At 62.7% G+C, this 16,830-nt stretch carries 17 protein-coding genes and 1 pseudogene; 3 read left to right on the top strand and 15 right to left on the bottom strand.

Going from position 1 to position 16,830, the window contains the following annotated elements; genetic code table 11:
* Positions 1-18 precede the first annotated feature (18 nt).
* The 15 genes from ACFPOU_RS20310 to ubiE all read right to left on the bottom strand — a co-directional run bounded on the left by ACFPOU_RS20310 (position 19) and on the right by ubiE (position 13,689).
* Complete coding sequence (locus tag ACFPOU_RS20310; protein WP_379725610.1) at positions 19-633, bottom strand: TetR/AcrR family transcriptional regulator; 615 nt, start codon at positions 631-633, stop codon at positions 19-21.
* A gap of 221 nt (positions 634-854) precedes the next feature.
* Complete coding sequence (locus tag ACFPOU_RS20305; RefSeq protein ID WP_379725607.1) at positions 855-1,229, bottom strand: RNA-binding S4 domain-containing protein; 375 nt, start codon at positions 1,227-1,229, stop codon at positions 855-857.
* A gap of 13 nt (positions 1,230-1,242) precedes the next feature.
* The gene (gene clsB, locus ACFPOU_RS20300; protein WP_379725604.1) at positions 1,243-2,403 is read right to left on the bottom strand and encodes a cardiolipin synthase ClsB; all 1,161 of its coding nucleotides are present in this window, start codon (positions 2,401-2,403) and stop codon (positions 1,243-1,245) included.
* 4 nt (positions 2,404-2,407) lie between these two features.
* Entirely contained in the window at positions 2,408-3,226 is an 819-nt protein-coding gene (locus ACFPOU_RS20295; RefSeq protein ID WP_379725601.1) for an endonuclease/exonuclease/phosphatase family protein, read from the bottom strand.
* 98 nt (positions 3,227-3,324) lie between these two features.
* On the bottom strand, positions 3,325-3,528 hold the full coding sequence (locus ACFPOU_RS20290) for a hypothetical protein (RefSeq protein WP_379725598.1): 204 nt from the start codon (positions 3,526-3,528) through the stop codon (positions 3,325-3,327).
* 581 nt (positions 3,529-4,109) lie between these two features.
* Positions 4,110-5,027 (bottom strand): serine O-acetyltransferase EpsC, encoded by a 918-nt coding sequence (epsC, locus tag ACFPOU_RS20285; RefSeq protein ID WP_379725595.1) that lies wholly within the window; start codon positions 5,025-5,027, stop codon positions 4,110-4,112.
* 122 nt (positions 5,028-5,149) lie between these two features.
* Positions 5,150-5,599, bottom strand: a complete 450-nt coding sequence (gene nudB, locus ACFPOU_RS20280; RefSeq protein ID WP_379725592.1) for a dihydroneopterin triphosphate diphosphatase — start codon at positions 5,597-5,599, stop codon at positions 5,150-5,152.
* 97 nt (positions 5,600-5,696) lie between these two features.
* Positions 5,697-7,490, bottom strand: coding sequence for an aspartate--tRNA ligase (gene aspS, locus ACFPOU_RS20275; protein ID WP_379725589.1), 1,794 nt, complete (start codon positions 7,488-7,490; stop codon positions 5,697-5,699).
* A gap of 87 nt (positions 7,491-7,577) precedes the next feature.
* Positions 7,578-8,165, bottom strand: coding sequence for a DUF502 domain-containing protein (locus ACFPOU_RS20270; RefSeq protein ID WP_379725587.1), 588 nt, complete (start codon positions 8,163-8,165; stop codon positions 7,578-7,580).
* A 51-nt stretch (positions 8,166-8,216) separates the two neighbouring features.
* Positions 8,217-8,576, bottom strand: a complete 360-nt coding sequence (locus ACFPOU_RS20265) for an FmdB family zinc ribbon protein (RefSeq protein WP_379725585.1) — start codon at positions 8,574-8,576, stop codon at positions 8,217-8,219.
* Between the two features lie 335 nt (positions 8,577-8,911).
* A complete protein-coding gene (locus ACFPOU_RS20260) occupies positions 8,912-9,508 on the bottom strand; it encodes a methyltransferase domain-containing protein (protein WP_379725582.1) in 597 nt (198 codons plus the stop codon).
* Position 9,509: 1 nt separating this feature from the next.
* The gene (gene ubiB / locus ACFPOU_RS20255) at positions 9,510-11,084 is read right to left on the bottom strand and encodes a ubiquinone biosynthesis regulatory protein kinase UbiB (RefSeq protein WP_379725579.1); all 1,575 of its coding nucleotides are present in this window, start codon (positions 11,082-11,084) and stop codon (positions 9,510-9,512) included.
* Complete coding sequence (locus ACFPOU_RS20250) at positions 11,084-11,749, bottom strand: ubiquinone biosynthesis accessory factor UbiJ (protein WP_379725576.1); 666 nt, start codon at positions 11,747-11,749, stop codon at positions 11,084-11,086. The genes ubiB and ACFPOU_RS20250 overlap by 1 nt, the downstream gene beginning before the upstream one ends.
* Before the next feature lie 214 nt (positions 11,750-11,963).
* The gene (locus ACFPOU_RS20245) at positions 11,964-12,944 is read right to left on the bottom strand and encodes a Tim44 domain-containing protein (protein ID WP_379725574.1); all 981 of its coding nucleotides are present in this window, start codon (positions 12,942-12,944) and stop codon (positions 11,964-11,966) included.
* 10 nt (positions 12,945-12,954) lie between these two features.
* Positions 12,955-13,689, bottom strand: a complete 735-nt coding sequence (gene ubiE, locus ACFPOU_RS20240; RefSeq protein ID WP_379725571.1) for a bifunctional demethylmenaquinone methyltransferase/2-methoxy-6-polyprenyl-1,4-benzoquinol methylase UbiE — start codon at positions 13,687-13,689, stop codon at positions 12,955-12,957.
* Between the two features lie 143 nt (positions 13,690-13,832).
* Between ubiE and ACFPOU_RS20235 the strand changes: the two genes are divergently transcribed.
* From ACFPOU_RS20235 to ACFPOU_RS20225, 3 genes and pseudogenes are all read left to right on the top strand, one after another.
* Positions 13,833-16,037 carry a hybrid sensor histidine kinase/response regulator gene (locus tag ACFPOU_RS20235; protein ID WP_379725568.1) on the top strand — a complete coding sequence of 735 codons (2,205 nt, stop codon included), beginning with the start codon at positions 13,833-13,835 and terminating at the stop codon, positions 16,035-16,037.
* A 299-nt stretch (positions 16,038-16,336) separates the two neighbouring features.
* On the top strand, positions 16,337-16,540 hold the full coding sequence (locus tag ACFPOU_RS20230; RefSeq protein ID WP_379725565.1) for a cold-shock protein: 204 nt from the start codon (positions 16,337-16,339) through the stop codon (positions 16,538-16,540).
* 32 nt (positions 16,541-16,572) lie between these two features.
* Positions 16,573-16,830: pseudogene (locus tag ACFPOU_RS20225) on the top strand (hypothetical protein); the annotation flags it as partial.

The raw sequence follows: 16,830 nt of genomic DNA, 5'->3' as shown, positions 1-16,830 counted from the left end.
AGCAGGCGCGAGGCGTGCTCAGTTACTTTGATGATGACTGTGGACGGGATTGCGGTAGTTTTCGATCAGGCGCGCGAAGCCGTGGTTGGCACGGTCCAGCGCGCCGGGGACGCGCAGGAAACGGGCGTCGTGGTGCAGGGCCAGGATCAAGCCGTACATCTCGTAGACCAGCTGGTTCGGGTCGGTGTCGGGCAGCAAGGCGCCGCAGTCGATGCTCTGCTGTACGGCGCGCAGCAGCGCACCCTGCCAGGCACGCACCATCGCCACGAGCGACTCGCGAATCGGGCCTGGCCGGTCGTCGTACTCCACTGCGCCGCTGATATAGATGCAGCCCGAGGCAATTTCGACCGAAACCCGCTTGACCCAGCGCGCGAACATCGACTCCAGGCGCGGCAAGCCGCGCGGCTCCTTGACGCTGGGATAGAACACTTCCTGCTCGAACCGATGGTGGTAGAGCTTGAGCACCTCCATCTGCAGGTCTTCGCGTGAGCCGAAGTGGGCAAACACGCCCGACTTGCTCATGTTCATGCGGTCCGCGAGCAAGCCGATGGTCAAGCCCTCGAGACCGTTGCGGCTGGCCAGCTCGAGCGCGACGTCGAGAATCGCCGCCCGTGTCTGCTCGCCCTTGCGCATGAATTTTGCTGAAGTGTTGATACGTTTCCCCTGCGTGAATCGAAAAATCCGAACGAGCGTACTATTATCTATCAGGCGTCGAATGTCAAACGGGAACTTAGAGGTGCGATTCTATTGTGGCGACGCTGTCTTCCTGGGTGGCGCTGGCGGGTGGGCGTCCCTTGCCCGCGCGGACCGATGCGCAGTGTCGGCCGGCTGTTGCATACGCGGCGATGGGCAGGTTAGCCGGCCGCTTTCGCAATCGCCCGCCGGTCGCGCTTGGTCGGCCTGCCCTTGATCGTACTGCCCGGCTCAGGGAACAAGCGCCTGGCTTCCGAATCGTTCTCGCGCTTGGCGATGCTCTCCTCGGTCTCGCTGTACAGGGCGCGCGCGATCGGCGCCGCCCCGCGTTGATCGGAAATCCCGAGCACCACCACTTCCCAGCGGTCGGACCCGTTGTCGATGACGATCCTGTCGTCCACCTTGACGGCGCGCGCCGGTTTGACGGGCTCGCCGGCAATCCGCACGCGTCCGCGCTCGACCGCGTCGGCGGCCAGCGAACGGGTTTTAAAAAAGCGCGCTGCCCACAGCCACTTGTCGATGCGTACGTTTTCCATGCGCTACCCTTCCTTATGCATAGCCAATCGCGAAAATTCTCATGGTCAGTTTATAGAGAAGGTAAGCCATTTCATAGCGCATACGGCGCATCCATCCCATGCCTTCGAACTCTTCCATGTGCACCACTTCGCCATCGGCGATGCCGCGCTCGATGTGGGTGCGCACGGCGCGGGCAAAGGCGGCGTTCCTGACGACGATATTGGCTTCCTGGTTCAGGAACAGCGACAAGCCGTCGCAATTGCTGGAGCCCACCGTCGCCCAGTCGTCGTCGACCACGGCGATCTTTGCATGCAGCTGGGTCTTGCGGTATTCGACGACCTTGATGCCGGCAGCGAGCAGCTTCGGATAGAAGGAACGCGCCACCGCATCCTGCATGCGGAATTCGCCGACGCCGATCAGGAGCGTGACATCGACGCCGCGCCGCGCTGCCCGCGCCAGCGCCTCGCGGAACTTGCGGCCCGGCGCGAAATACGGATTGGCCAGCAGCACGCTCTTCCTGGCCTGGCCGATCGCCTGCAGGTAGGCGCGCTGGATCGTCCTGCGGTTGCGCAGGTTGTCGCGCACGACGAAGGCGGCGCGCATCGGGCGCGCGCCTTCGGTGGGCGGCGCGCGCCGCGTTTCACGGAACAGGCCGATGCGGCTGAGCAGGTCGAGGCGCCCGGCGCGCATCCACTGCGCCTTGGCCTCGAAGTCGATCTGCGCCACCAGCGGCCCGCGCACGCACACGGCGAAATCCCAGCGCGGCGCCGGCAGCGGGCGGTGCGGCTCGTAGTCGCAGAGCATGTCGTCGTTGATGTTGATGCCGCCGACAAAGGCCAGTTCACCGTCGACGACCGTGATCTTGCGGTGGGTGCGGGCGATGCCGCGCTTGAACCAGGGATTGAAGACGCGGTAATACACGCCGGCCGCGGCAAAGGCTTCGGCGCGGCGGCAGCAGGCGCGGTGCCCGGTGCCGAACCAGTCGACCAGCACGCGCACCTTCAGGCCGCGCCCGGCGGCGCGGATGAGCGCCGCCTCGATGCCGCGCGCGACCTCGTCCTCGGCAAAGATATAGGTTTCGAACAGAATGTCCTGGCGGGCGGCGTCGATGGCGGCGATCATCGCCGGGAATAGCTGTTGCCCGGTTTCGAGCAGGGTGATGTCGTTGTTCGCTACATACGTAATGCTGCGCATTGTCTCAGGCCAGCTGCAATTCGGCGACGATGGGCGCGTGGTCGGACAGCTTGGCCCAGATCGGGCCGGCCATGACCTGGGCGTTATCGATCTTGAAGCCCCGCACATAGATGCGGTCCAGGCGGAACCAGGGCAGCGCCGCCGGGAAGGTGCGTGCCGGTGCCAGGCGTGGCTGGCGGCCGGCCCAGCTACGTACCATGTCCCCGAGCGCCGATTTCGGTCCGAGCTCGTCGAATACCTCGGTCACGCCGAGCGCATTGCGCAGGCGTTCGCTCAGCGTATTTCTCCAGTCGTTGAAATCGCCGGCGATGATGACCGGTTCGCCGTTCGGCGCCGAGGTTTGCACGGCCTCGATCAGCTGCTGCACCTGACGCCCGCGCCCCCCTTCGAACAGCCCGAGGTGGACGACGTAGCAGTGGATCCTGCCTGCCGGCGTACCGAGCACACAATGCAGGATGCCGCGCTGCTCGTAGGCATGGTCCGAGACGTCATGGTTATGGCTGTTCTCGATCGCATAGCAGCTCAGCAGCGCATTGCCGTGGTGGCCATGGTCGTAGACCGCATTCATGCCATAGGCCGAATGATGGTGGTGCGACTCGCCGGCCAGGAATTCATACTGCGCCGTTTCTGGCCAGATACGGGTGGGCTGCTTGTGCTGGCCATAGCGTGCATGGTGGCGGTCGTGCCGCCCTTGCACTTCCTGCAGGAAAACGATATCGGCGTGAAACTCGGCAATCGCCTTTTTGAGCGCCAATACCCGAGGGGTACTACGCAACGAGGTGACACCCTTGTGGATATTGTAGGTCGCGACACGAATCTTCATGGGAACATTCTAACCCCATCAGTCCGTGTTCATTTTTATAACGTTTCCAATCGTGCGGCACGGGGTAAGGTTTCCAGAACCTCGCCCCCGATGGCAGCTCATTCAAACGCAGGCGCTGCTTCCCAGTGCTGGCGCAGCGACGCATTGCGCGGCGCCGCCAGATTCTCTGCCTCGGACAAGGGAACGGAAATCAGGCGTGGGCCGCTCAGGCGCAGGCCGCAGAGCAAGTCGACGTAAAAACAATCGTCGTCAACGCTCACTGCCTTCACTGTTTCCTCGTGCTTCGGTTCGAATTGTTCCATATTTTTTCTCCCAGAATCCGTTGGTTGGACGTGTTGCAGTTCAAAAACTCGCTTGACGCGAATTGCTGACGATAGGCGACTGAATTACGATTGTCAAACGCGGAATCTATTGTGCGCTAGCTAACATAACAAATTTCCTTCAGCAATTTTGCCGCTGGGAATTTGTTTCAAGTTGTAACAGAAAAAGTTGCCGTAGATAATTTGTATTCACTCTGTACGTATTTGTATCAATTTGTATGCACGTTAGCCGAGGTTTCCCGACAGTACGACAAACTTTCGCTGAGTCATTTCTTACTATCGGTGGTTTACACCCGCCTTTAATTCTGATCGGAAAACATTTGTACGTTTAGATGAAGCTCGCTTGTAGGACAAATGCTAGGCAACTGTTGTATTCGCGCCTACAAACAAATTTCGCTTGACTTGACGATTTTACGGAATGAGGCGAGTCAAATCTGAGTCAACGCAGCTTTTTATTGCTTTAATGAAAAATTTTGCGCCGCCGTGGAAATACGTCATGGCAACCGAATTCCATTTTTTCAATAATTTGCCTATTGTCCATCGCGACTGGCATTGCTTTTTTTTCAAGTATTACGCATTTGCGCCTGCGTCACGTTACTCCCCGGTTCCACGCTTTGCGTCAGCCAGACATTACCGCCGATCGTCGACCCGGCCCCGACCGTGATGCGTCCCAAAATGGTGGCGCCGGCATAGATGACGACATCGTCCTCGACGATCGGATGGCGCGGAGCGCCTTTCACCAGCGCGCCGCTCTCGTCCGTCGGGAAGCGCCGTGCACCGAGTGTGACGGCCTGGTACAGGCGCACGTGGCGGCCGATGACCGCGGTTTCGCCGATGACGACGCCGGTGCCGTGGTCGATGAAGAAGCTGGCGCCGATTTGCGCGGCCGGGTGGATGTCGATGCCGGTGAGCGTGTGGGCGATGTCGGCGGCCAGTCTTGCCAGGAAGGGTACGCCGAGGCGGTGCAGGCAGTGCGCCAGGCGGTGGTACAGCACGGCGATCGTGCCCGGATAGCACAGCATGATCTCGGCCACCGAACTGGCGGCCGGGTCGCCCGCCAGCGCCGCCTGCACGTCCGACACCAGCAGCGCGCGGATGTCAGGCAGGCCGGCTGCAAAATGGCGCGTGATGACGCGCGCCCGTTCGGCCAGTTCAGCTTCGGCGATGTGCTCGAGCTCCGGATTGAAGCGCAGCGCGCGCCGCACCTGCCCGGCCAGGCGGTCCAGCGCGACATTGAGGGTATCGCCGACAAAATAATCGATGCTCTCGTCGTTCAGGTCGGGTCGACCGTAATGCGTGGGAAACAGCGCCGCGCAGACACCGTCGATCACCTGGCGCACCACCTCGCGCGACGGCAGCTCGCGCACCCTTCCCTGGTGACGGATGTTATGGGTCGATTCGCGCGAAGTGCGCAGTGCGTCGATGATGGGGCCGAGATGCCATTGGCTGGAGCCGGCCTGCTCCGTGAGATCGTTATCCATTCGACCAGCCTAACCGATGGCTGGACAAAAACGAACGATTTAAATCACACTTCTTTATGTCCAAACAATGCTTTAAATCTATCTTGAGTGTAGGCAACTTCGAGTAGCCGATTGCACTGTGATCAAGGATTCAGATGGCGCGGAAGCTGCAGCACCGCTTCCGCATTCGACGACGAAAAACACCGATCCGCCGCTTTCAGCAACGGCAGCCACGCGTACTGCAAGTGCTCGCGCGGACTGAGCAGGATTGGTATATCGCGCGGCACGCACACCGAAAACACGTGTTCCGTATTGTGGGTGACGCCAGGCGCATAGCGGTGGCGCCAGGTCGGATAAATCTGGTAGCGATTCGACAGCTTCCAGTCATGCAGGCGGATACGCTCGCCATCGGCAGCGATCCCGGTTTCCTCGAACAATTCGCGCCGGGCCGTCTCCAGCAGCGGTTCGTCGAGCGCGTCGAGCGAGCCGGTCACCGATTGCCAGAACCCCGGACGGTCGGCGCGCTCGATCAAGAGCACCTCCAACTCAAGCGTATGGATCACGACGAGGACCGATTCAGGAATCTTGTGCACGCTGGGCTTCTCCGGGGACAACCATAAAAAAAGGCCGGCGCATCGTCGACGACAATGCTCCGGCCCCTATTCTACCCAGCCGCAAGGCTTATCGGGCTTAGCCTGCTTTCGGCTCGTTACGCAGGCGGATATGCAGTTCCTTGAGTTGCTTCTCGTCGACTTCCGAAGGCGCATTCGTCAGCAGGCACTGCGCGCGCTGGGTTTTCGGGAAGGCGATCACGTCGCGGATCGATTCCGAACCGGTCATCAGGGTGACCAGGCGGTCCAGGCCGAAGGCCAGGCCACCGTGCGGCGGCGCGCCGTATTGCAGGGCGTCGAGCAGGAAACCGAATTTCAGCTGGGCTTCTTCGGCATCGATCTTCAGTGCGCGGAACACTTTGCTCTGGACTTCTTCGCGGTGGATACGGATCGAGCCGCCGCCCATTTCCCAGCCGTTCAGGACCATGTCGTAGGCCTTGGCGATGCAGGCGCCCGGATTGGTTTCCAGCATGTCTTCGTGGCCGTCTTTCGGGGCCGTGAACGGGTGGTGGGTCGCGGTCCAGCGGTTCGCCTCTTCGTCGTGCTCGAACATCGGGAAGTCGATCACCCACAGCGGCGCCCAGGTCTCGTCGAACAGGCCGGCCTTCTTGCCGAACTCCGAGTGGCCGATCTTCACGCGCAGCGCGCCGATGGCGTCGTTGACGACCTTGGCCTTGTCGGCGCCGAAGAAGATCAGGTCGCCATCCTGCGCGCCCGTCAGTTCCAGGACCTGGGCCAGCACCTCGTCCGAGATGTTTTTCACGATCGGCGATTGCAGGCCCTCGCGGCCCTTGGCCTTTTCGTTGACCTTGATGTAGGCCAGGCCCTTGGCGCCGTAGATCGCGACGAACTGGGTGTAGGCATCGATTTCCGAACGCGGCATCGAGCCGCCCTGCGGCACGCGCAGGCCGACGACCCGGCCGCCGGTCATGTTGGCGGCGCTGTTGAAGACCTTGAATTCGACCGACTTCATCAGCTCGGTCAGTTCGGTGAACGCGAGCTTGACGCGCAGGTCGGGCTTGTCCGAGCCGTAGGTGCCCATGGCGGTGGCGAAGTCCATCACGGGGAACGGGCTCGGCAGGTCGATGCCGGCGGCATTCTTGAAGACGACGCGCATCATGTCTTCGAAAAGATCACGGATTTCCTGTTCGGTCAGGAACGAGGTTTCGCAGTCGATCTGGGTGAATTCAGGCTGGCGGTCGGCGCGCAGGTCTTCGTCGCGGAAGCATTTGGTGATCTGGTAGTAACGGTCGAAGTTAGCGACCATCAAAAGCTGCTTGAACAGCTGCGGCGACTGCGGCAGCGCGAAGAAGTTGCCCGGATTGACGCGCGAGGGCACCAGGTAGTCGCGCGCGCCTTCCGGGGTCGACTTGGTCAGCATCGGGGTTTCGATGTCGATGAAGCCCAGGTTGTCGAGGTACTTGCGCACTTCCATCGACACCTTGTAGCGCAGGCGCAGGTTGCGCTGCATCTGGCCGCGGCGCAGGTCGAGCACGCGGTGGGTCAGACGGGTCGTTTCCGACAGGTTGTCGTCGTCGAGCTGGAACGGCACCGGCACCGACGCGTTCAGCACGTCGACGGCGCTGGCGTTGATCTCGATCTTGCCCGACTTCAGGTTGGCGTTGACCGTGCCCTCCAGACGGTTGGTCACGGTGCCGGTGATGCGCAGGCAGTACTCGTTGCGCACATGCTCGGCGGCCTTGAACACATCGGCATTATCCGGATGGCAGACGACCTGCACCAGTCCTTCGCGGTCGCGCAGGTCGATGAAGATGACCCCGCCGTGGTCGCGGCGGCGATGTACCCAGCCGCACAGGCTGACGGTTTGGCCCAGCAGTTCTTCGGTGACGAGGCCGCAGTAGTGAGTACGCATGGAGGACATATTTTTCTCTATTCCAGGTTGGTATATCGGATTGCACCGCCCGGCGAGAGGCGGCCTTGATGCATGCTTGTATTGTAGTTAGTCCGGTGCGACGACGCCCATCGAGACGATGTATTTCAGCGCCGCATCGACCGTCATGTCCAGCTCGACGACCTTGCTGCGTTCCATCATCAGGAAGAAACCGGAGGTCGGGTTCGGCGTCGTCGGCACGTAGACGCTGACGAATTCGCCGACCAGGTGGTTCTTCACATCCCCGCCCGGCACACCGGTGAGGAAAGCGATGGTGTACGAATCGGCATGCGGATAGGGGATCAGCACAGCCTGGCGAAACGCATTGCCGGACGACGAAAACAGCGTGTCGGACACCTGCTTGACGCTGCCGTACAGGGAGCTGACGACCGGAATGCGCTTGAGCAGGCGTTCGCCGACACGCACGACATACCCGCCGACCAGATTATTCGTCAGCAATCCCGTGATGAAGACGATGGCAAGCGTCAGGATCGCACCGATGCCCGGGATATCGAACCCGAACAGGGTCTTCGGCTGCCAGCGGTAGGGCACGAACATCAAGGACTGGTCGAGCGTGCCGATGACCATGCTCAGCACCCAGGCCGTGATGGCCAGGGGAACGAGGATCAGTAAGCCGGTCAGGAAATATTTGCGCATCACGTTCTCATTGTTGTTATTGCTGCGGCCTGGACAGCCGCAGGAGCGTCCTCAGGAGGCGCTCGTGTCGCCCTTGGACGCCGGCGCCGGCGTTGCCGGCGCGCCGCCGTCGGCAGCCGGGCCGGCCGGGCTGGCCGGGCCGGCCTTATCCGGCGCGGCGGCGGCGCCATTGGCGCCATTGGCCGGGGCAGCACCGGTTGCCGGCGCGGCGCCGGTGGCCGGGGTCTTTCCACCACGGAAATCGGTCACGTACCAGCCGGACCCCTTGAGCTGAAAACCGGCGGCGGTGACTTGCTTCTTGAATGCGCTCTTGCCGCAGGACAGGCAAGTCGTCAAGACCGGATCGGAAATTTTTTGCAGCACATCTTTGGAAAAACCGCATTCATCGCAGCGGTAAGCGTAAATCGGCATCTGATACTCCGCAAAAATCTCAAAACCCTGCATTATAAAGGTTTTAGCCGGCACCGACGGATTGATGGCCCCACTCGCTGAAGAAGGGCCTGCCTGTGAAAACAGCAGCCTGGCGAAGTGTTGTTTTTAGTCAGCGGTTCGATTGAATTAATTTGCCTAAAATCAACTTAGCTGATTAAATAGCATGCTTAGTCAGCACCTGCTGCCGCGAGCGCAAGCGCGTGGGACCGGATTCAAGAAACAGAAGTTGGCGCGATGCCTCATCGCCGCATGGCCGTACAAGAAGCTGTAGTTGGAAGCCCGCTGATGCGGGCTTTTTTTTGCCTGGCCTGGACTCAGCGGCGGCGCCACACCATCCAGCGTTCCTGTCCTGCAAAGACGGGCAGCGAATCGGCAACCGCCCCTTCTTCGACCAGGTCGAACCAGGGCTGCAATAACGACTCGAGGGCCGCGCGCGCGATGCCGAACGGCGGGCCGTTTGGCGCACTGCCAAAAAAGAAAAACCCGGCCAGCAAACCGCCCGGCGCCAACAACTGCTCCCAGCGCGCCGCCACCCGCGGCCACATGGCCGGCGGCATCGCGCACAGGAAAGCGCGTTCGTACACCAGGTCGAGGGGACGCGGCGGCTGCCAGGTGAAGAAATCGGCATGCACCACCTGCGCCGCCCATGGCCCCACCAGCGCACGCGCGCGCCTGACGGCGACCGCAGAAAAATCGATGGCCGTGGCGTCCCAGCCGGCCTCCATCATGCACACCAGTTCGTAGCCATTGCCGCAGCCGGGAATCGCTACCGTGCGCCGGGGCTGCCGGCGTCCGACGAAATCGCGCAGCGCCTGCGGCACCCCCTTCAAATCCCAGGGCGTGAACTCGCGCGCGAAGCGTTCGTCCCAGAAGGCCGGCGCAAGCGGGTCGCGGCTGGCAAAGTCGGGCATGTCAGAAGGTGTGGCCGTAGTGCACCAGCAAGGCGGCGGCGATGATCCCCGAGGCGACCCCGCCGACCAGCCAGGCCAGGAAGCCCAGCATCCGGTTGCTGCGGCGCACTTCGACCAGCAGCATGTTCATCATCTCGTGATTGGTCGCCGCATGCGGATGCGCATGATGTTCGAGTGCCTGGTGCATCAGGCGCGGCAGTTGCGGGAAGATGTGGGCATAGCGCGGCGCCTCGGCCTTCAGGCGCTCGACCAGGCCGCGCCAGCCGACCTGCTCGCCCATCCAGCGCTCCAGGTAGGGTTTCGCCGTCTTCCACAGATCCAGGTCGGGATCGAGCTGGCGCCCCAGTCCCTCGATGTTGAGCAGTGTCTTTTGCAGCAGCACCAGCTGCGGCTGCACCTCGACATTGAAGCGGCGCGAAGTCTGGAACAGGCGCAATAAAATCTGGCCGAACGAGATATCCTTCAAGGGACGGTCGAAAATCGGCTCGCAGCAGGCGCGCACGGCCGATTCGAGTTCGTCGACCCGGGTGTTTTTCGGCGCCCAGCCCGATTCGATATGGGCTTCGGCCACGCGCTTGTAGTCACGCCGGAAGAAGGCCAGGAAATTTTGCGACAGGTAATCCTTGTCGAAGTCGTTCAGGGTGCCGACGATACCGAAGTCGAGCGCAATGTAGCGGCCAAAGGTTTCCGGCTCCACCGACACCAGGATGTTTCCGGGATGCATATCTGCGTGGAAAAAGCCATCGCGAAAGACCTGGGTAAAGAAGATTTCGACCCCGTCGCTGGAGAGCTTTTTCAGGTCGACGCCTTCGGCCGCCAGGCGGTCGATCTGCGACACCGGAATGCCATTCATGCGTTCCATCACGATCACGCTGCTCGAGCAATAGTCCCAATACATTTCCGGAACCATCAATAAATCCGAGTCGGCGAAATTGCGGCGCAACTGGCTGGCATTGGCCGCCTCGCGCATCAGGTCGAGTTCGTCGTGCAGGTATTTGTCGAACTCGGCAACGACTTCGCGCGGTTTCAGGCGCCGGCTGTCGGCCCAGACTTTTTCGAGCAGGCCGGTGGCCATGTGCATCAGCGCAACGTCCTCGTCGATCGTCTTCTTCATGCCCGGACGCAGCACCTTGACGGCGACCTGCTTGCCGTTCTTGAGGGTTGCGAAGTGGACCTGGGCGATCGAGGCCGAGGCGACCGGCACCGGATCGAAGCTGGCGAAGAGCTGGTCGGGATGGGCGCCCAGCGAGAGCGTGATCTGGGCAATCGCCTGGTCGGAAGGAAACGGCGGCACGCGGTCTTGCAGCAGCGCCAGCTCATCGGCGATATCCGGCGGCATCAGGTCGCGCCGGGTCGAGAGTACCTGGCCGAACTTGATGAAAATGGGGCCGAGTTCCTCGAGCGCCAGGCGCAGGCGGATCGCGCGCGGGGTAGTGATGCGCCCGCGCCAGAAAAACATCCCGCTGACGAAACGTGCCATACGCGGGGCATCGAAGCCGGACATGGCGATTTCATCGAGGCCGTACTTGGTTGCGACGGTGAAGATTTTAAGCAGGCGCAGGAATTTCAATATCATCAGCTATCCAGGGTGGTATCCCCGCTCGGGCGGGTTGTCGGAATGAGGGAAGGCTTGAGCAGTTGTTCGAGCCGCGCGATGCGCTTGGCCGCGCGTTCGATATCGTCGCGCAGGCGCACGACGTCGGCGCCGAAGGCCTCCACATCGGCCGGGCGGCTCAGCACCGGGCGTTCTTCGACCAGGAATTCGGCCAGGTTCTCGGCCAGGCGGCGTGCGCCGGCATTCACGTTGACGATCACGCTGCGCGCCCCGCCCGCCAGGCGCTGCGCGCCGATCGGCCCGAACAGGCGTTCCAGGTCGTGCTCGGGTTCCCAGCGCAGTGCGCGGCTCAGCTGGGAAATCGTGTTGGCGAACTCGGCATCGCCTTCGATGCGCACATACGAAAACGCACGCTCGCGGTGTTGCGCGATCAGCGGCAGGTCGGCCAGCTTGACGTGGATGGTGACGTTCGGCGCCGCCTCGGCCGTGCCCGCTTCGAGCAGGCCGTCGGCCCCGATGCGCAGGCGTAGCGCCAGCTGGCCGGTATCGATCACGGCCAGCTTGCCGGCATGGCGCTGCAAGGAGGCGCGCGCCCAGGCCTCGTCCGCCAGCAAGTGGTTGATCGTGGCGACGGCCGACGCTGTCAGGGCGCGTTGCGGCGCCAGGAATGAGGGGCTTGGGAACATGGGATAGGGTCGCTAAAAAACAAAACCGCCCGTCGTGAGGCGGGCGGTGTCGATCTTACCAGTTTGCCAGGCGCAAACCCGGTCGCACAGGAAAGTTTGCAGAAATTAAGAACCGTGCAAAGCCTGTAACGAGCGCAAGGAGTGTCGTCCGAGCAGCGCAGCCATACGAAAGTACAGCGAGCATTACCGAACGACAATCCGGGCGACAATTCGACTAGGCGAGCTGCTGAATACCGGCCAGGACCCAGCCGGTGTTGCCCGACAGCGGTTTTTCCATGTTCCAGACTTCGGCGAAGGGCTCGGCCGGTGCATTCGGCGCGGTACGGATCATGCCGTTGAACTGGACGCTGGCGAGGTAGTCGCTGGCGGTGGTTTCGATGCCGAGCAGCTGGGCGTCGATCGACACCACATCGGTGAAATCGGCATTCGGACCACGCTCGGCGATTTGCATTTTCAGTTCGGCGAAGACTTCCGGCGTCGTGAATTCGCGCAGGTCGGCCACATCGCCCTTGTCCCAGGCAGCCTGCATGCGGATGAAGGACGACTTGGCGTGGCGCAGGAAGGCCTCGGTATCGAAGTCGGCCGGCACGCCCCATGGGGTATGCTGGGCGGCGGCCGGCGCCACGGTGCCACCCTTGTTCAGCGACACGCCCGAGGCGGTGCCGTGGCCCTGGTAGGCCTGCGGCTGGCTCAGGCCGGAGCCGATGTCGGGCGTGGCGCCGGCCGGCACCGGCTGGTTGAAGCCGCCCTTGAACTGGGCATTGGCCGGCGTATCCTTACGGCGGAACATGCGCACGATGAACATCACGGCCAGGGCCAGCAGCGCGATCATGAGGATGGACGACAGGATCGACGCCATGGCGCTGCCGATGCCCAGCTGCGAGAACAGCGCGCCCAGGCCCAGGCCGAGCAGCGCGCCGCCCAGCACCCCCTTCCACATGCTCGGCTTGGCCGCCTGTGCGGCACGCGCGCCGGCCGCGCCGGCAGCGGCGCCGGCGACCGGTGCGGCCGGCGCTGTCGTTGCTGCCTGGCGATTGATAGGCGTCATCGGAGCCGGGGCCGGGGCCGGCATCTGGCGCACCGCCTGCGACTGGCGCCCGATCGAGCGCTTGCTGCCCATCGGACGCGCGATCGCTTCCGAAATCATTGCCGTTGTGCTCAAGGCCAGCACCAGCGTGACCAGAAATTTCTTCATTGTCGTCCCCTTAGAGTTTGATACCCGTATGCAAGGCTGCAACGCCCGCCGTCAGGTTGAAATATTGCACGCGCTCGAGCCCGGCGCCTTCCATCATGGTCTTCAGCGTTTCCTGGTCCGGGTGCATGCGGATCGATTCGGCCAGGTAACGGTAGCTGTCGGCGTCGCCGGCGATGCGCTGGCCCAGCCACGGCAGCACCGAGAACGAATATACGTCGTACGGCTTTTGCAGCGGCGCCGCTACCTTGGAAAACTCCAGCACCAGCAGCTTGCCGCCAGGTTTCAGTACGCGGCGCATTTCCGCCAGCGCCTGGTCCTTGTGCGTCATGTTACGTAAACCGAAGGCCACGCTGACCCGGTCAAAATAATTATCGGGAAACGGTAGCTTTTCGGCATCACACAGCAAGGTGGGGGTCACCAGTCCCTTATTCAATAGACGGTCGCGCCCGACGCGCAGCATCGACTCGTTGATGTCGGTCAGCCAGACCTCCCCGCTCGGCCCGGCCTGCCTGGCGAACGCCTTCGACAAGTCACCCGTGCCGCCGGCAATGTCGAGCACCTTGAAGCCGGGCCGCACGCCGGCCTGGGCGATCGTGAAGGTCTTCCAGAGACGGTGCAGGCCGCCGGACATCAGGTCGTTCATGACGTCGTACTTGGCCGCGACCGAATGGAAAACCTTGGCGACCTCGTGGACCTTCTCGTCCTCGGAAACGGTCTTGTAGCCGAAATGGGTGCTCTTGGTCATATGCAGATATCTGTTTGATCTTGCCACATTATACAAGCGTGCCTGCCATATGCGTGGCCGCACGCCGGCCATGCGTTGGCCGATGCGATTGCTTGTATAATTGCAACCCCTTTGAAGTTTTTCATGGATTGCAATTCACTCCAATGCGAACCAGGACCCGCTTCCTGCTGCTTGTACTGTCCGTATTGGTTCCTGCATTCATTGCCTCGGCGCTGGCGGTTGCCTACGTTTATCACGATGCGCAGAAGGCGCAGAACCGCAGCATGGCGGAAACCTCGCGCGCCCTGGCCTTGCTGGTGGCTAACGAGCTGGAAAAAAAGGAAGAAGTGCTGCGCGCGCTGGCGGCTTCGCCGGCCCTCGCCGGCGGGCGCATGCTCAACTTCTATGAGCATGCCAGGACAGTCGTGCCGCCGCCAAACGCGACCGTCGTCCTGTTCGACCTGGAGTCGCGCCAGCTCCTCAACACGCGCCGCCCTTTCGGCAGCGCCCTCCCGCCAAGCACCGCTTCGAACGTGGACGCCTTGCGCAAGCGATACGGTCCGCAGCGTGCCGTGGTGTCCGATCTCTTCATCGGAAAAGTCGCACGGCGGCTCGATTTCGCGATCCAGGTGCCGGTCACGGTCGACAATTCGGTGCGCTATATGCTGGCCATGGGCGTGGGGGTGGACACCATGCAGACGCTGCTCATGCGCCAGCACCTGCCCGCGAACTGGCTGGCCACGGTGATCGATCGCAACGGCGTCGTGGTCGCCCGTACCCGCCACCCCGAGGGCTTCGTCGGCAAGCCGATCATGGCCGAGTCGCGCCGCCTGATCGGCGACGCCGACGAAATCGTCTACGAATCACGCACGCTCGACGGCGTGCAGTCGCGCGTGTTCGTCAGCACGGTGCCGGGCGCCGAGTGGAAAGTGCTGCTCAGCCTGCCGGTAGACACGCTGCGCGAGGCGCCACGCCAGGCAGCGGCCGTACTCGGCGGGCTGATCGCCCTCCTGCTCCTGCTCGGGCTGGCCGCCGCGCATCGCTTCGCCAACCGCGCCATCGCGTCGATCGAAGCGCTCGGACGCAGCGCCAGGGCGCTTGGCGAGGGCGCCGAGGTGGCCTATGCGCCGTCCGGCTGGGTCGAGCTCGACAGCGTGGCCCGGCGCCTGGCCGGTGCCAGCAGCCGCATCCGTCACGCCCAGGGCGAGATGGAAGCGCGCGTCGCCGCCGCCATCGCCGCCACCGAGCGTGCCCAGAGCGCGCTCCTGAAGAACCAGAAGCTCGAGGCGCTCGGACGCCTCACCGGCGGCATTGCCCACGAATACAATAACCTGCTGCAGACGCTCACCACGGCGCTGCAGCTGGCCGCGTTTTCCACGCGCGAGGACAAGGTCAAGAGCCTGATCCAGACTTGCCAGCGCACGGTGGGGCGCGCCACCACCCTGACCGGCCAGCTCGGCGCCTTCGGGCGCCTGCAGGAAGCGCGCGTGACGACGGTCGACGTGTGCGAGCAGCTGCGCAGCGCCGTGCAGCTGATGAAAGGCTCGCTGCGCAGCAACGTCGCGGTCGAGGTGCATTGCGAGGAAGACGTCTGGCCGGTCACGCTCGAGCCGCTCCAGTTCGACGTCGCGCTGCTGAACCTGGCCCTCAACGCACGCGACGCCATGCCCGATGGCGGCTCGCTGCGTGTCGAGGCGCGCAACGTCGCCATCGACGGCGCCGACGGCAACCTGGCGCGCGGCGACTATGTGCTGGTGAGCATGGTCGACAGCGGCAGCGGGATGAAGGCGGACGTGATGGCGCGCGCCCTCGATCCCTTCTTCACGACCAAGCCGCCGGGCCAGGGAACGGGCCTGGGCCTGCCGCAAGCCTACGCCTTCGCGGTCCAGGCCGGCGGCACCCTGGCCCTCGACAGCATTCCCGGCATCGGCACCCGCGTCGACCTGTACCTGGCGCGCGCCCAGGACGAGGTCACGGCCGCGCCCGCGATCGAAGACGCGGCGCCGGCGCGCGGCAGCGGCACGGTCCTGTTCGTGGAAGACGATGCCCTGGTGCGCGAAGCGGTCATGCGCGCGCTGACGGAAAGCGGCTTCACGGTGCTGGTCGCGGAAGACGGCGACGCGGCGCTGCGCCTGCTGGAAGGCCGCCCGCGCCGTCCCGACGTCGTGTTTTCCGACGTCGTCATGCCGGGCGCGGTCAGCGGCATCGACCTGGCGAACATCCTGCGCCAGCGCTATCCCGGCTTGCCGGTGATCCTTGCCACCGGCTACACCGACCAGCAGCTGGCCACGCCCGGCGTGCAGGTGCTGGCCAAACCGTATGCGATCGAGACGCTGGTGGCGCTCCTGTCGAAGGCGGCGGCCCACTAGGCGAGTACTTAGCGGCATGGCGGACAAGCCTGCCGTCACACGCATGCAGCCGGGGTAAAATCGACGAAAACGGTACTAGTGTGAAACTTTCATTGCACCTGAGAACAGGCGTTGCAGGGGAAGCCGGGTTTCCTGTCGTCGCTGCCCAACTCGACAGTAAATACTACTCACAATTGTGCTTCACACACTGGAAATTGTGCCTATAATAATTTTGCTTTGTTAAGACAGTCGCTGGCGTCATTCGTTTCTTCACCGACAAGCCTGACAAGGCAAATTAAAATAACTTTTGGGGAATAAAAATGACGACTGGCACTGTTAAGTGGTTCAACGATGCAAAAGGTTTTGGTTTCATCACCCCTGATGGCGGCGGTGAAGACCTGTTCGCGCACTTCTCGGCAATCAATGCTCCCGGCTTCAAGTCGCTGGCAGAGAATCAGCGCGTGAGCTTCGACATCACCACTGGCCCGAAGGGCAAACAGGCTGCCAATATCCAGCCGCAGTGACGAGATGGCCCGTCGCCTGCGGGTGATGCGGCTTGCTCGGTAAAAAAGCGCCTCTCGAAGGTAATGCCGTTCAGTTAAGACTGAACGGCATTTTTCTTTTGGGGTGTTGTAAACGTTGGCAGGGGCTGTTAACCTGCGTCACCATGTTTGATGACGCGCTCCATTTTCTCGTGCAAGCTCAGGAAGACCCGGATTGGGCACGCCTGGGCCAGCACTTGCCGTACCAATGGATCGAGCAAGCGGTTGCTTACACAGGAAAAGCAAGTATCCGGCAGCGCCGCCTGCCGGCC

The sequence above is a fragment of the Massilia jejuensis genome (assembly GCF_042656795.1).
In the GTDB taxonomy this organism is placed as follows: Bacteria; Pseudomonadota; Gammaproteobacteria; order Burkholderiales; family Burkholderiaceae_D; genus Telluria; species Telluria jejuensis.
The sequence above is the reverse complement of the archived record's forward strand: the minus strand, read 5'-3'. Positions and strand labels throughout refer to the sequence as shown.